13 protein-coding genes are annotated in these 14,347 nt (G+C 63.1%); 12 read left to right on the top strand and 1 reads right to left on the bottom strand.

Annotation, left to right across the window (positions count from 1 at the left end; genetic code table 11):
• Positions 1-44 precede the first annotated feature (44 nt).
• The 11 genes from dsbD (at position 45) to purD (ending at position 12,231) form a co-directional block, all read left to right on the top strand.
• Entirely contained in the window at positions 45-2,369 is a 2,325-nt protein-coding gene (dsbD, locus tag Thiosp_RS05795) for a protein-disulfide reductase DsbD (RefSeq protein WP_201068465.1), read from the top strand.
• A gap of 159 nt (positions 2,370-2,528) precedes the next feature.
• On the top strand, positions 2,529-3,155 hold the full coding sequence (locus Thiosp_RS05790; protein WP_201068466.1) for a TlpA family protein disulfide reductase: 627 nt from the start codon (positions 2,529-2,531) through the stop codon (positions 3,153-3,155).
• A gap of 209 nt (positions 3,156-3,364) precedes the next feature.
• Positions 3,365-3,802 carry a type II 3-dehydroquinate dehydratase gene (gene aroQ, locus Thiosp_RS05785; RefSeq protein WP_201068467.1) on the top strand — a complete coding sequence of 146 codons (438 nt, stop codon included), beginning with the start codon at positions 3,365-3,367 and terminating at the stop codon, positions 3,800-3,802.
• A 93-nt stretch (positions 3,803-3,895) separates the two neighbouring features.
• The gene (accB, locus tag Thiosp_RS05780; RefSeq protein WP_201068468.1) at positions 3,896-4,360 is read left to right on the top strand and encodes an acetyl-CoA carboxylase biotin carboxyl carrier protein; all 465 of its coding nucleotides are present in this window, start codon (positions 3,896-3,898) and stop codon (positions 4,358-4,360) included.
• Positions 4,357-5,697, top strand: coding sequence for an acetyl-CoA carboxylase biotin carboxylase subunit (gene accC / locus Thiosp_RS05775; protein WP_201068469.1), 1,341 nt, complete (start codon positions 4,357-4,359; stop codon positions 5,695-5,697). The genes accB and accC overlap by 4 nt, the downstream gene beginning before the upstream one ends.
• Positions 5,698-5,743: 46 nt before the next feature.
• Complete coding sequence (gene prmA, locus Thiosp_RS05770; RefSeq protein WP_201068470.1) at positions 5,744-6,760, top strand: 50S ribosomal protein L11 methyltransferase; 1,017 nt, start codon at positions 5,744-5,746, stop codon at positions 6,758-6,760.
• Between the two features lie 150 nt (positions 6,761-6,910).
• Entirely contained in the window at positions 6,911-7,954 is a 1,044-nt protein-coding gene (gene dusB / locus Thiosp_RS05765; RefSeq protein ID WP_201068471.1) for a tRNA dihydrouridine synthase DusB, read from the top strand.
• Positions 7,951-8,307, top strand: a complete 357-nt coding sequence (locus Thiosp_RS05760; protein ID WP_242518862.1) for a helix-turn-helix domain-containing protein — start codon at positions 7,951-7,953, stop codon at positions 8,305-8,307. Before dusB ends, Thiosp_RS05760 begins: the two co-directional genes overlap by 4 nt.
• 43 nt (positions 8,308-8,350) lie before the next feature.
• Complete coding sequence (gene purH, locus Thiosp_RS05755) at positions 8,351-9,940, top strand: bifunctional phosphoribosylaminoimidazolecarboxamide formyltransferase/IMP cyclohydrolase (RefSeq protein ID WP_201068472.1); 1,590 nt, start codon at positions 8,351-8,353, stop codon at positions 9,938-9,940.
• Positions 9,941-9,986: 46 nt separating this feature from the next.
• Complete coding sequence (gene lpxA / locus Thiosp_RS05750; RefSeq protein WP_201068473.1) at positions 9,987-10,781, top strand: acyl-ACP--UDP-N-acetylglucosamine O-acyltransferase; 795 nt, start codon at positions 9,987-9,989, stop codon at positions 10,779-10,781.
• Positions 10,782-10,941: 160 nt separating this feature from the next.
• The gene (gene purD / locus Thiosp_RS05745) at positions 10,942-12,231 is read left to right on the top strand and encodes a phosphoribosylamine--glycine ligase (protein ID WP_201068474.1); all 1,290 of its coding nucleotides are present in this window, start codon (positions 10,942-10,944) and stop codon (positions 12,229-12,231) included.
• Between the two features lie 60 nt (positions 12,232-12,291).
• Here the strand turns inward: purD and Thiosp_RS05740 are convergent, their stop codons facing one another.
• Positions 12,292-12,855: an FHA domain-containing protein gene (locus tag Thiosp_RS05740; protein WP_201068475.1), complete on the bottom strand. Its 564-nt coding sequence runs from the start codon at positions 12,853-12,855 to the stop codon at positions 12,292-12,294.
• A 329-nt stretch (positions 12,856-13,184) separates the two neighbouring features.
• Here Thiosp_RS05740 and Thiosp_RS05735 point away from each other — a divergent pair, with 329 nt between their 5' ends.
• On the top strand, positions 13,185-14,279 hold the full coding sequence (locus Thiosp_RS05735) for an EAL domain-containing protein (protein ID WP_201068476.1): 1,095 nt from the start codon (positions 13,185-13,187) through the stop codon (positions 14,277-14,279).
• Positions 14,280-14,347: the final 68 nt, after the last annotated feature.

Here is a 14,347-nt window from a genome sequence, read left to right as displayed (position 1 = left end):
CCAGTCCGATAGCCCCGCGCAGCCGGTGGCTTGCGGCCGCGGTCATGCTCGGATTGCTAACCGGGGCTCTGCTCGCCCCCGTTGGTCAAGAGGCTCTGGCAGCGACGGACTTCCTGCCGGTCGAGGAAGCCTTCCAACCGTCCGCCGAAGCCCTGAGCGCCGATCAGTTGGCCGTGCGCTGGCAGATCGCACCCGGTTATTACCTGTATCAGAGCAAATTCCGCCTGCGCAGCGACACTGCGGGAATCACTCTCGGGAAACCGGAACTGCCGCCGGGGGAGGTCAGACAGGATCAGTTCTTCGGCGAGGTGAACATTTATCGCGACCAGGTGGAGATCAAGATCCCGATCGAACGGGGCGACACTCAGGCACAAAACCTGACCCTGCTCGCGCGCTTTCAAGGCTGCGCCGACGCAGGCTTCTGCTATCCGCCGGAAGAGGTCGCGCTCGATGTGGCGCTGCCCGCCGCGTCTCAGGGTGCCGAGACGGGGCCTGCTCAGGCTGAGGCTCAGGCTTCCGACCCCATCTCCGCGCTGCGCGAAGGCAGCGGCGCGAAACGCAGCTTCGGGCTTGAGGACGACATTTTGCCGGCGGAAGAAGCCTTCGTCTTCGAGGCCGAGATCAAGACGCCCAATCAACTCGAGCTGCGCTGGAACATCGCACCCGAGACCTATCTCTATCGCGATGAGATTTCGGTCGAGCTCGCCCCGGAAAGCGCCGCCGGCGTCCAACTCGGCGCCTTCGAGCTGCCCGCTGCCGAGATCAAGGCCGATACTGTCCGCCCGGACGGCAGCATCGGCGATGTCGCCATCTACCATGGCCTGCTGAGCGCCGAGCTGCCGCTGTTGCGCACCTCGGGTGAGGCGACGGAGATCGCGCTGACCGCTCGCTTCCAGGGCTGCGCCGAGCGCGGGATTTGCTATCCGCCGGTAACCGAGACCATCACCCTGGCGCTGCCCGCCACCGATGAACTGGCCGATGCGCAAGCGCTCGCGAGCGCTGAGGTTGATCAAGCCAAGGCGGCTGCCACCGAAGGCGGCGCGCCGAGTGAAGAGCGGGTCTCGGAGCAGGATCAGATCGCCGCGAAACTGGCCAGTGTCGGCATCTTCGGTGCCGTAGCACTGTTCTTCGGCCTCGGGCTGCTGCTGGCCTTCACGCCCTGCGTCTTCCCGATGATTCCAATCCTCTCCGGCATCATCGCCGGTCAGGGCAAAGGGATCACCACCCGACAGGCCTTCATGCTGTCACTGGCCTATGTGCTGGCCATGGCGCTGACCTATGCCGTTGTCGGCGTCTTTGCCGGACTCTTCGGCGCCAACCTGCAGGCGGCCTTCCAGACGCCCTGGGTGCTGGTGCTCTTCGCCGGGGTTTTCGTCGCCCTGGCGCTATCAATGTTCGGCTTCTACGACCTGCAGCTGCCAAGCGCCTTGCAAACCCGGCTGACCGAGCTCAGCAATAAGCAGGAAGGCGGCACCCTGATCGGCGCAGCCATCATGGGCTCTCTGTCGGCGCTAATTGTCGGCCCCTGTGTCGCACCGCCGCTGATGGGCGCGCTGATTTTTATTGGCCAGACCGGCGATGCGGTGCTCGGTTTCTTCGCCCTACTCGGGCTCGGGCTCGGCATGGGCGCGCCGCTGCTGCTGATCGGCACCTCGGCGGGCAAGCTGCTGCCGCGCGCCGGCATGTGGATGGACGCGGTCAAGGCGGTCTTCGGCGCACTGCTGCTGGCCGTAGCCGTGCTACTGCTCGAGCGCATCCTGCCGGCGGCTATTTCGCTGCTATTGTGGGGCCTCCTGCTGATCGGCTCGGCGGTCTATCTCGGAGCACTCGAGCCACTCCAGGAAGGCGCCAGCGGCTGGCGTAAACTATGGAAGGGTCTAGGCGTTGCCCTGCTGATCTATGGCACCCTGATGCTGGTCGGCACCGCTGCGGGTGGGCGCGATACCCTGCAGCCGCTGCGCGGGCTGGTTGCTGCCGGCGGTGGCGGTGAGGCGGCCGCTCATGCCGATTTCAAGCGCATCAAGACGGTGGCCGATCTGGAACGCGAGCTGGCCGCAGCGGCACAGCAGGGCAAACCGGTGATGCTGGACTTCTACGCCGACTGGTGTGTGTCCTGCAAGGAAATGGAGCGCTACACCTTCCCCGAGCCTGAGGTGCAGGCCGCAATGGACAATTTCGTCTTGCTGCAGTCAGATGTCACCGCTAACGATGCCGAAGACAAGGCGTTGATGCAGGAGCGCTTCGGCATTCACGGCCCACCGGCCATGCTGTTCTTCGACACCGCCAGCACCGAGCTGCGCGGCTACCGCCTGGTCGGCTTTGTCCCGCCGGATGAGTTCGCCGCACATTTGCGCGAGATCGCGCCCTAGAAGTGATGGCTACCGAGCTGTCAGTCTTGGGCCGGGTGACGGGCACGGGGGTCTCGGCGGCAGGACGCCGCCGTGAAGCCTACAGGGAAGTATTCACGGCGTCCCCCGCGCCCGTCACCCGGCCCAAGACCCACCAATACTTAGCAAAGGCCAATTCCGATGAGCGTGTTGAAAGTCCTCTTTGTCACCCTGCTGGCCGGCAGCCTGAGCATCAGCGTGGCACTCTTCGGCCAGCGCTGGATGGATGCACACCCCGACCTGGCATTGGCGGCCGAGAGAGACAGTTTCCATGGAATGGTTTTGCCGGATTTGCGCCTGAGAGATATCACCGGCGAGGAAGTCGGCAGCCACAACTGGGCTGGCAAGATGCTGATCATGCACTTCTGGGCCAGCTGGTGCGCCCCCTGTCTGACGCAGATCGGGCCGCTTGAGCGTCTTCAGGCGCAACACCCCCTGAGCGCGCTTGCGGTGGTGGGCATCACCATCGACACCCCCGAGGACGTCAGTGCCTTCCTCGCCTCCCGCTCGGTGAACTATCAGGTTCTGTTGGGCGGCTTGCCCGAGATTGAGCTGGCAACGCGCTTTGGCAATCGCACCCGCTCGCTGCCCTATACGGTGCTGTTCGACCGCCATGGTCGGGTGGTATTCAGTCATGCGGGGCCGCTTACAGAAGATGCGCTAAAGGCCCAGGTCGACGCGCTGCTGCCGCCCCAGCCGTCCCCACCAGCCACGGACAGCAGCGACACCCCGACAGATGCCATGCCTCGCCTCAGCGATGCGCGCTGATCTTTGTAAATCGACGCACTTTCCTATACCCTTGCCGCAGTCACCGTTGGACGGCTGCTTTGATGCCTGTTAGCTTCCGATAGACGCTAATCGCGGCACATAGGGTGCGAGTTCACGCACCCGAGTCATCGCAGCCCGCCATCCAGTTTCATCACTTGCCCGATTTACCGACCAAACGGTTTACCGGCCAAACGAGTTGCGCGCAGCCTATGTCGGCCATCCTGTGCCTGAACGGTCCCAATCTGAACTTGCTCGGCCGGCGCGAGCCTGGCACCTATGGCCAGGTCAGCCTTGCCCAGATTGAGGATCGCCTGCGCGCGTGCGCCGAGCAAGCCGGGTTGGAGCTGCGCTTTGTGCAGAGCAATGCCGAGCATGTGCTGATCGACGAGATCCAGCGTGCGCCAGAGGCGGGGGTGGACTTCATGATTTTCAATCCTGCGGCCTTTACCCACACCAGCATCGCGCTGCGCGATGCCATTCTGGCCGTAAAACTGCCCTTCATTGAGGTGCATTTGTCGAACATCCACGCGCGCGAGTCGTTTCGGGCGCAGTCTTATTTTTCTGACATTGCCGAGGGCGTGATCAGCGGGCTGGGCGCCGATGGCTATGAACTGGCGCTCACCGCAGCCCAACGCCGCCTGCAGTGACAGGACTGACATTGATACAACTGAATTGGCCCGCCTGAACTGGTCCAACTTAACTGGCCCAACTGAATCAGCCCATCGAGAGACCCAAGCCGCATGGACATCCGAAAGGTCAAAAAGCTTATCGAGTTACTCGAAGAGTCGAACGTCGCCGAGATCGAGATTCACGAGGGCGAGGAATCGGTGCGCATCAGCCGCCATGGCGCTGCCTCGCCAAGCTACTTCATGCCGGCAGGCGCGCCCCAGCAAGCACCGCCAGCGAGTCTGGCTTCTGGCCCATCCGCCACGCCAGAACCCGCGAGCGCCGCCGCCAGCGAGCCCGAGGAAGGCACCATCGTGCGTTCGCCCATGGTCGGCACCTTCTATCGCTCGCCGTCGCCTGGAACCAAGCCTTTTGTCGAGGAAGGTGTCGAGGTCAAGCTTGGCGATACGCTGTGCATCATCGAGGCGATGAAAATCCTCAACCAAATCGAGGCGGATATCGCCGGCCGCGTCAAGCGCATCCTGGTCGAAAATGGCCAGCCCGTGGAATACAACCAGCCACTCTTTATCATCACATGATCGAGAAGGTCCTTATCGCCAACCGCGGCGAAATCGCGCTCCGCATTCAGCGCGCCTGCCGCGAGCTTGGCATCAAAACCGTGGCAGTGCATTCCGATGCCGACCGCGACCTCAAACATGTGCTGCTCGCGGATGAATCCGTCTGCATCGGGCCAGCCCCGTCGCGCGACAGCTACCTGCATATTCCGTCCATCATCAGCGCGGCCGAGGTCACGGATACCGTCGCCATCCACCCCGGCTATGGCTTTCTGTCCGAGAATGCCGATTTCGCCGAGCGCGTGGAGCGCAGTGGCTTCGTTTTCATCGGCCCCAAGCCCGAGACCATCCGCCTGATGGGCGACAAGGTCTCGGCGATCAAGGCGATGAAAGCCGCCGGCGTGCCCTGCGTGCCAGGGTCCGACGGTCCGCTGGACGATGACCCCAACCACCTGATGCGGCTAGCGCACGAGATCGGCTACCCGGTCATCATCAAAGCAGCTGGTGGCGGTGGCGGTCGCGGTATGCGCGTGGTGCACTCGGACGCGGCTCTGCTCAATGCCATTTCCCTGACCAAGGCCGAGGCCGGCGCCGCCTTCGGCAATGACGTGGTTTACATGGAAAAGTACCTAGAGAACCCGCGCCACGTGGAGTTCCAGGTGCTGGCCGACTGCCAGGGCAACGCCATTCATCTGGGCGAGCGCGACTGTTCCATGCAGCGTCGGCATCAAAAAGTGGTAGAGGAGGCCCCGGCCCCCGGCATCACGCCCGAGCAGCGCCAGCGGATTGGTGATCGCTGCGCCGAGGCTTGCACCCGCATCGGTTATCGCGGCCTGGGTACTTTTGAGTTCCTTTTCCAGGATGGCGAGTTCTACTTCATCGAAATGAACACCCGGGTGCAGGTCGAGCATCCGGTCACCGAGATGGTCACCGGCATCGATATCGTCAAGGCGCAGATTCTCGCCGCCTCCGGCGAACCACTGCCCTTTCGCCAGGGCGACATTGAGATGCGTGGCCACGCGATTGAATGCCGCATCAATGCCGAGCACCCGGAGACCTTCATGCCAAGCCCTGGGCGCATTGAGGACTTTCACGCCCCCGGCGGACCCGGCATTCGCATGGACACACACATTTACTCGGGTTACGTGGTACCGCCCTACTACGACTCCATGATCGGCAAGCTGATTGCCCATGGGGAGAATCGCGACAGCGCCATCGCGCGCATGAAAAACGCCCTGCGCGAGACCGTCATCGAGGGGATACAGACCAATATCCCGCTGCATCGCGACATCATGAAAGACGCAGCCTTCCAGGCCGGCGGCGCCAACATCCATTACCTCGAGAAGAAGCTCGGCCTGTGACGCCCTCCCGGCATCTGGGTTGGCATTCGCCCCTTCACGCACCCCCATGGCTTGGCTGCAACTGGCACTGATCGGCGAACGCGCTCAGGTGCCGCTGATCGAAGCGGCGCTCGAGAATGCCGGCGCGCTGTCAGTCACTCTGGATGACCCCGCCGACCAGGGCGACACAACAGCGCCCGCCGATCTGGCCCTGCTCGAGCCGGCCCCCGGCGCCATGCCCCTGTGGGCTCTGGTGCGAGTCACCGCCCTGTTCGAGGATGACCCGGCATCCCGCGCGCGTGCCGAGCAAACCGCCGCCTTTCTGCGCGATTCACTGGCCGCGCCTCCCGAGCTCACGCCGCTGGCGGACCAGGTGTGGGAACGCGCCTGGCTCGCGCACTGGCAACCACGGCAGTTCGGCCACCGCCTCTGGGTCTGCCCGCACGGTCAGGAGTCATCCATCGCGGCGGCAACATCCACTCTCAACAAGGTCACAAGCCAGGGAGGCCGCGGCTCCAGCCAAGCCCCAGACCAAGCCCCCACCCAAGGGAGCAAACAGGATGCCGCAAGCGATGCGGTAATCGTCTCACTCGACCCTGGCCTGGCCTTTGGCACCGGCTCTCACCCCACCACCGCGCTCTGCCTGGAATGGCTCGACGGCATTGAGTTGAACGGCAAGACGGTGCTCGACTACGGCTGCGGCTCCGGCATTCTCGCCATCGCCGCACTCAAGCTGGGCGCCGCGCGCGTTATCGCCGTCGACCATGACCCCCAGGCGCTGACCGCTACCGCCGCCAATGCCGCCGCCAATGGCGTCGGCGAGCGCCTGAGCTGCCATGCGCCTGGAGACCTGCCGGACGGCCGCGCGGATGTGCTGATCGCCAACATTCTCGCCGGCATTCTCATCGAGCTCGCGCCAACCCTGATCGGGTTGTGCGCCCAGCATGGGCGGGTGGCGCTCTCTGGCATTCTGGAGCCGCAGATCCCGCCCGTGGTCGCTGCCTATGGCGACCGCGTCGCCTTCGCTGAGCCAAAAACGCTCGAGCAGTGGGCGCTGCTGAGCGGCCTTTGCCTTGGCCCATGACGTTGGCAATATTCTCGCCTTCATCCGCTTTGTGACGAAGCCCGCATTGCTTGGCGAGCGACTTTCCTAAACTGAGTCATCAGGCAGTCGCGTCCGGTATGTGCGTCAAACGCCTTCTCACTCCCGTTCTTTCGTCCGCTGAGTTACCCCATGCTGGGACCCGCCGCAGCACCGCGCACCACCGCCGAGTCACCCCCAATACCACCGCCGCTGCGCATCGGCGCGCTGGAATTGTCTTCTCGGGTTCTGCTCGCGCCCATGGCCGGCATCACTGACCGCCCTTTCCGCCATTTATGCCGGGAATTCGGTGCCGGACTCGCCTTCTCGGAAATGCTCTCGGCCAACCCCGAACTGCGCCACACCCGAACCAGCGCGGAGCGTCTGGACCATAAAAACGAGCCACGCCCTTTCGCGGTGCAAATCGCCGGCGCTGATCCCGACGCCCTGGCCGATTTTGCCCGCTACGCAGTCGATCAGGGCGCGGACCTGATCGACATCAATCTTGGCTGCCCGGCCAAGAAGGTCTGTCGACAGGCGGCCGGCTCGGCGCTGTTGCGCGACGAGGCGCTCGTCGCGCGCATCATGCACCGGGTCGTGCGCGCGGTGAGTGTTCCCGTCAGCGTTAAGACGCGCACTGGCTGGTCACCCAAAGAACGCAATCTGGAGCAGATCGGGCGCATCGCGCAAGACGCTGGAGTCGCCATGCTAACGGTGCATGGGCGCACCCGCGCCTGCGGCTACCGCGGTCAGGCCGAGCATGACAGTCTCGCCGCGCTGCGCGAGCACATCCGCATTCCATTGGTTGCCAATGGCGACATCGACACGCCCGAAATAGCACATAAGGTGCTGGAACAGACCGGAGCAGATGCTGTTATGATTGGTCGCGGCGCACTGGGCAAGCCATGGATTTTCGATCGCATCGCGCGCTTTCTGGCCACCGGCGAACATGTCGGGCCGCCTGAAATTGCGCAGCGCCGGGACATCCTGATCGCCCATCTCGAGGCACTGCATGCGTTCTATGGCGAAGCACGTGGCCCCCGCGTCGCCCGCAAGCACATCATCTGGCACTGCCAGGACCTGCCCCGCTTCGACAAAGCGCGCGGGGCACTCTTGAAGGCGCAATCCGCGGCCGAGCAACGCCGCCTGTTACTGAGCTACTTTGCCACCCTGATGACACCGGAGACCGACGCATGAGGATCAACCAGGCACCGATCGCGGACCCGGACACATGCCCGGACGCTTTTCCCGATCGGCATTCGCTGCCTATGGATCAGTCGGGGCAGAACCAGGAGCACGGCATTCCCTTGCGTGACTGCGTGCGCTCGGCCATGCAATCCTATCTCGCGCGAATGGGCGATCACCACATCGACAACCTGCATCGGTTCGTCCTTGATGAGGTCGAGCGCCCACTGGTCGAAACCGTGCTGCATCATTGCAACGGCAATCAGACGCTGGCGGCGCGCATTCTTGGCATGAGCCGCGGGACGCTGCGCAAAAAGATCTCCCAGTACGGACTGATGTCGGCCAACGACCCACGCAATCCTTAAGGCTCATCCACTCACTCCTCCACTCACCTCGGTTCGCTTACCCATGCCATCCGTTCGACGCGCTCTAATCAGTGTTTCCGACAAGACCGGCCTGCCCGAACTGGCCGCCGCCCTCGCCCGCCATGGGGTCGAGATTCTGTCCACCGGCGGCACCGCAGCGCTGCTGCGCGAGCAGGGCCTCGCGGTCACCGAGGTTGCCGACCACACCGGCTTCCCGGAGATGATGGACGGGCGGGTCAAGACACTGCATCCCAAGATTCACGGCGGCATTCTTGGTCGCCGCGGCCAGGATGACGCCGTCATGCAGGCCCATGACATCGCCCCGATCGACCTGGTGGTGGTCAACCTCTATCCCTTCGAGCAGCAAACCGCCGACCCAAACTGCCCCCTGGCCGACGCTATCGAGCAAATCGACATCGGCGGCCCCACCCTGGTGCGTGCCGCCGCCAAGAACCATGCCGCAGTGACCGTGCTGGTCGAGCCCGAGGACTACGGGAGGCTGATGGATGAGATGGACGCGAATGCGGGAAGCGTCGGCGATGCGCTGCGCTTCGACCTGGCCGTGCGCGCCTTCGAGCACACCGCCCGCTATGACGCCGCCATCGCCAACGAACTTGGCCGCCGTCTGGAACTGAGCCTGAGTGACGCCCCCGAGCCTGAACAAGCCCCCGGCTTTCCACGCACCTTCAACTGGCACCTGCGCCGCCAGCAGTCGCTGCGCTACGGCGAGAACCCGCATCAGCAGGCCGCGTTCTATGTCGAGCGCAATGCGCCGAACGGCTGCATCGCCAGCGCCAGACAGCATCAGGGCAAGGAGCTGTCCTACAACAACATCGGCGACACGGACGCCGCGCTCGAGTGCGTCAAGCAGTTCACCGACGCGCCCACCTGCGTGATCGTCAAGCATGCCAACCCCTGCGGTGTGGCCGAGGGAGACAGCCTGCTCGCCGCCTATGAGCGCGCCTTCAGCACCGACCCGGAATCCGCCTTTGGCGGCATCATCGCCTTCAATCGCGAACTCGATGCCGACACCGTCAACGCCGTGGTCGCGCGCCAGTTCGTCGAAGTCATGATCGCCCCGAGCATTCACCCTGATGCGCTCGAGGCGGCCAAAGCCAAGAAGAACCTGCGCCTGCTGAGCTGCGGCGACTGGATGGCGGTGGACGCGCGCCTGGGGCTGGATTTCAAGCGCGTCACCGGCGGTTGTCTAATGCAAAGCAACGATCAGCTCCTCGCCGCAGAACTGCGCCAGGTCAGCGCCCGCGCGCCCAGCCAGGAGGAAATGACCGATCTGTTGTTCTGCTGGCGGGTGGCGAAGTTCGTCAAATCCAACGCCATTGTCTATGCCCGCGAGCGCATGACCATTGGCGTTGGGGCCGGCCAGATGAGCCGGGTCAACTCGGCGCGCATCGCGGCGATCAAGGCCGAACAGGCGGGGTTGGACGTCAAGGGCGCGGTCATGGCCTCGGACGCCTTCTTTCCGTTCCGCGATGGGCTCGATCAGGCCGCAGAAGTCGGCATCACGGCGGTGATTCAACCCGGCGGCTCGATGCGCGACCAGGAGGTCATCGCCGCAGCCGACGAGCATGGCATTGCGATGATCTTCACCGGCACCCGGCATTTTCGCCATTGATCGGCCTCGAAGCCCTAAGCCGCACCAGGGCATCACCTAGGGCAGCATGAGCGTCCATCCCACCGCCATCGTCGCGCCCGACGCAGACATTCATCCCAGCGTCAGCATCGGGCCTTTCTGCATCATCGGCACCGGTGTGCGCCTCGGTGAGGGCTGCGTCCTCGACAGCCATGTGCGCATTGAGGGCGCCGCCCAGCTCGGCCCCGGCAATCGCGTCTGCCACGGTGTCACCCTGGGCACCGAGCCGCAGGATATCGGCTTCGAGCCAAAGCTCTCGAAGCCTTTGACCATTGGCGCAAATAACCACTTCAAGGAAAACGTCAACATCAGCCGCGGTCTCAAGACCGAGGCCGGCACCTGCATTGGCGATCACAACTACTTCATGGCCTTTTCCCACGTCGGCCATGATTGCTGCGTCGGCAGCCACAATATCCTCGCCAACACCGCCACCCTGGCCGGACATGTCACCCTGGGCGACAGCAATTTTCTGGCGGGGCATGTGGCGGTTCACCAGTTCTGCCGCATCGGCGATCTCTGCATGATCGGCGGCATTACCGGAGTGGCCCAAGATATTCCACCCTTCGCGCTGGCCAATGGACAACGCGCGCGCATCCTCGGCCTCAACACCGTCGGCCTGCGCCGCGCCGGGTTTGATCAAGCGGCGCGCAGCCGCATCAAAGCCGTCTATCGCGTGCTGTTTCGCTCCGGCCTGCGACTGAGCGATGCCATGGAGCAAGCCGAAACGCGCTATCCAGGCCCCGAGACCGTGCAGATTCTTGCCTTCATCCGCGCCGGCGACTCGGGCCGCGGCATCGCGGTTTTTGGCAGCGAGCGGGGCTAAGCGCGAGCTGACCCAATTTACCCATCGCAAATGAGTTATCGGTTTGGGCTGGTACCCGACCCAAAACAAGCCAAAATCCCATGCCGTTCAGGTATAAAATGCTGCTTGCGTTTTTGGACCGAAATCTTCTGTTTCTTCGCTCAATCGTGATCAACAAATCATGAATCTGCTCATCATCGGCGGCGGCGGGCGCGAGCACGCTCTCGCCTGGAAAGTCCGACAGTCCCCGCTGGCCGAAAAGGTCTGGGTCGCGCCTGGCAATGGCGGCACCGCCCGGGAGCCCGGCATTGAGAATGTGCCCATCGGCGCCGACGACATCCCGCGCCTGGTCGAATTCGCCGGTCAGCATACGGTCGATCTCACCATTGTCGGCCCAGAGGCGCCACTGGTCGCCGGTGTAGTCGACGCCTTTGCCGCGGCCGGTCTGCGCTGCTTCGGCCCCAACGCTGCGGCGGCGCAGCTCGAGGGCTCCAAGCAATTCACCAAGGACTTCCTCGCCCGTCATCGCATACCCACCGCGGATTACCGGAGTTTCAGCGGTCAGGCCGCCGCTCTGGACTACCTGGACAGCATCACCGATGACCCGCCAAAGCCGCTGGTCATCAAGGCCGACGGGCTTGCCGCCGGCAAGGGGGTGGTGATTGCAGCGGATCTCGCGAGCGCGCGCGCGACTGTCAGCGCCATGCTCGGCGGCGGTCAGTTTGGCGAGGCCGGTCGTCGGGTGGTGATCGAGGAATTTCTGACCGGCGAGGAGGCCAGCTTCATCGCCGTGGTCGATGGCGAGACCATTGTCCCGCTGGCCAGCTCGCAGGATCACAAGGCGCGCGATGACGGCGACCGCGGCCCCAACACCGGTGGCATGGGCGCCTATTCACCGGCCCCTGTGGTCACGGAGGCCATGCATGCGCGCATCATGGATGAGGTGATGCGCCCAACCGTCAGCGCGTTGGCATCCGAGGGCTTGCATTACCGCGGCTTCCTTTACGCCGGTCTAATGATTGGTGCGGACGGCGTTCCCCGGGTGCTGGAATTCAACTGCCGCCTCGGCGACCCGGAGGCCCAACCCCTGCTGATGCGCCTGCAAAGCGACCTCGCACAGCTGTGCCTGGATGCCTGCGACGGACAACTCAGCGACACTCCGCTCGACTGGGACCCGCGCGTTGCCCTCGGCGTGGTGATGGCCGCCTCTGGCTATCCCGACACGCCGCGCAAGGGCGATGAAATTCATGGCCTTGAAAGCGCGGACAGCAGCGACTGCAAAGTCTTTCATGCCGGTACCCGGGATCAGGACGGCGCAACACTGACCAACGGCGGGCGTGTGCTGTGCGTCACCGCACTCGGACCCGATGCTGCCAGCGCCCAGCGCAGCGCCTACGCCGGGGTGGAGCGCGTCCAATTCGACGGTGCTTTCTACCGCCGCGACATCGGCCACCGTGCCATTTGTCGCTAGGGTCATCACGTCTATCGCACCCTGCACCCGACTATCTGGCCGGCTCCGGGAGCGGCGCGTTCAATCGCCCAACAAACGCCGATAGAGGGATCTCGGCTCCAAAAAACTGAACTCATAACGGCCAAATGCCAGCAACCAGCCGTCGTGAAGCTGCTTGAACCGCTCCCCAAGGGGCTCGCCATTGAGCCGAGTACCGTTCTTGGAGCCGCAATCGCGGACAAAGTACTCTTGGTCGCGAATTTCGATCAAAGCATGTTTCTTGGAGATAGCCAGATCTGGAATCACCAGATCGTTACCACTGACACGGCCAATGGTGAATATATGCTCCGCACGCGCCGCATCCGGCGCTTTGATCAGCGGGTAAATTGCATGCTTGAGCACATCGGACAAGGATTCGCCGCCTGATACCTCTGTCATCTGATACGCCAGAGTGGCATTCGGTTCGGGCGATTTCTTGTCATGCGCGCCCATCACCATCCCCTCCCGTACCGATGAGCCTGCCAGCACCGGACGCTTCACAAAGCGGCAAAAATCTCCGCTATCGCAAGACTCGGCGAAACGCACCAGGGATGCCAGGTTAACGCGCCCTGATGGTGTAAGCAGGGCTTCAATGACTCCGGCCAAGATCGCTCTCCACGAAATCGTTCTGCAAAGGCAAAAAAAGACTGATCGGCACTTGATATGGTCTCCCCAGCCGATCAAATATACTATATCCAATCAGCGCGGAATTTTGGGTCGTTTCGGGCCGCTCAACCGGCGGCCTGACTTTTTCACATGCGGGCTTTTGACTAAGATGCCATGGTTTCACAAGGTCGTTGGCTGCTCTTGCGCCCGCTACCCGGCCCAAACCAAAAATTCATTTGCGACCACTATACAATTTGCCTGAAAACGGCTTAGCTTAGGCTCTCCCACGAAGCAAAAATCCGCCCACTTCAGTCTTAAAAGGTCATCTTATGTCCGGAAGTAGCTGGTACCTTGAGGGGTATGTTGGTGAATCCAAACGCCTGCGGCGGGTGCATCTTTACCAGTTCCCCTTCCAGGTTGGGCGTCACAAAGAATGCGCGCTCACCCTCGACAGCACTGAAGTCTCGCGCCGCCATGCAGAGCTCGACATGGCCGATGGCCAGCTGTTGCTGCGCGACCTTGGCTCGACCAATGGCTGCTTCATCAATCACCAACGCATTGAAAAGGAACACGCATTACTGGCTGGCGATGTGGTGCATTTTGCCGACCAGGAATACCGCCTGATCGAGCAAGCGCCGGGTGACGAGCATCTGCTCGATCGCACCAACGTGCGCGTCGGCTCCCTGCCAGAGAATTTGCCGCGAGGCGCGCGCGAATTCCAGATGTTAATCCTTCAGGGTGCAGTAACCGCTGCCTTTCAACCAATTGTCGATGCGGATGGAAACCCTTTCGCCCACGAGATGCTCGGGCGCGGCGCCCTGGAAGGCTTACCCAACGCGCCCTGGCCCCTGTTTCAACTCGCCGAAAGCCTTGAGCTGGAGGTCCACTTAAGCGAGCTATTTCGCCAGAAAGGCCTTGAGATTGCCCACGGCCAGCATCCCAACGGACGCTTTTTCTTCAACATCCATCCGCGCGAGCTCAGCGATCCCGAGCGTTTGCTAGGCTGCGTCGAGAGCATCCGCACGAATTTTCCACAGCTGCGGCTGATTTTCGAAATGCATGAAGGCGCGATCACCAACCCGGCACTGATCCGGCGCATTCGCGACGATCTGCAGGCGATGAACGTCGGCCTCGCCTACGATGACTTCGGCGCCGGACAGGCGCGTCTGATCGAGTTGACCGAAGTGCCGCCTGATTTCGTCAAGTTCGACATCGCCTTGGTCCGAGACATCGACAGCGCACCTGAAGCCAAACGGCAAATGCTCGAAATGTTCCAACGTTTCCTGCTCGACATGGGCATTGCCACACTGGCCGAAGGCGTGGAAACCGAGGCCGAATACCGCGTACTGCGCGACCTGGGGGTGCAATACTATCAGGGCTACTATTTTGGCAGGCCCGGCCCGCAAATCGACCTTGGTGCCTGATTGCTCAAGCGCCCATGTGGCGCTGCGAAAATGCTCACGCCAGGCAAGCCCCAGCTCCCGCTGGGTGT

Source organism: Thiorhodovibrio litoralis (genome assembly GCF_033954455.1).
Classification (GTDB): Bacteria; Pseudomonadota; Gammaproteobacteria; order Chromatiales; family Chromatiaceae; genus Thiorhodovibrio; species Thiorhodovibrio litoralis.
This window is presented reverse-complemented; position numbering and strand designations above follow the sequence as displayed.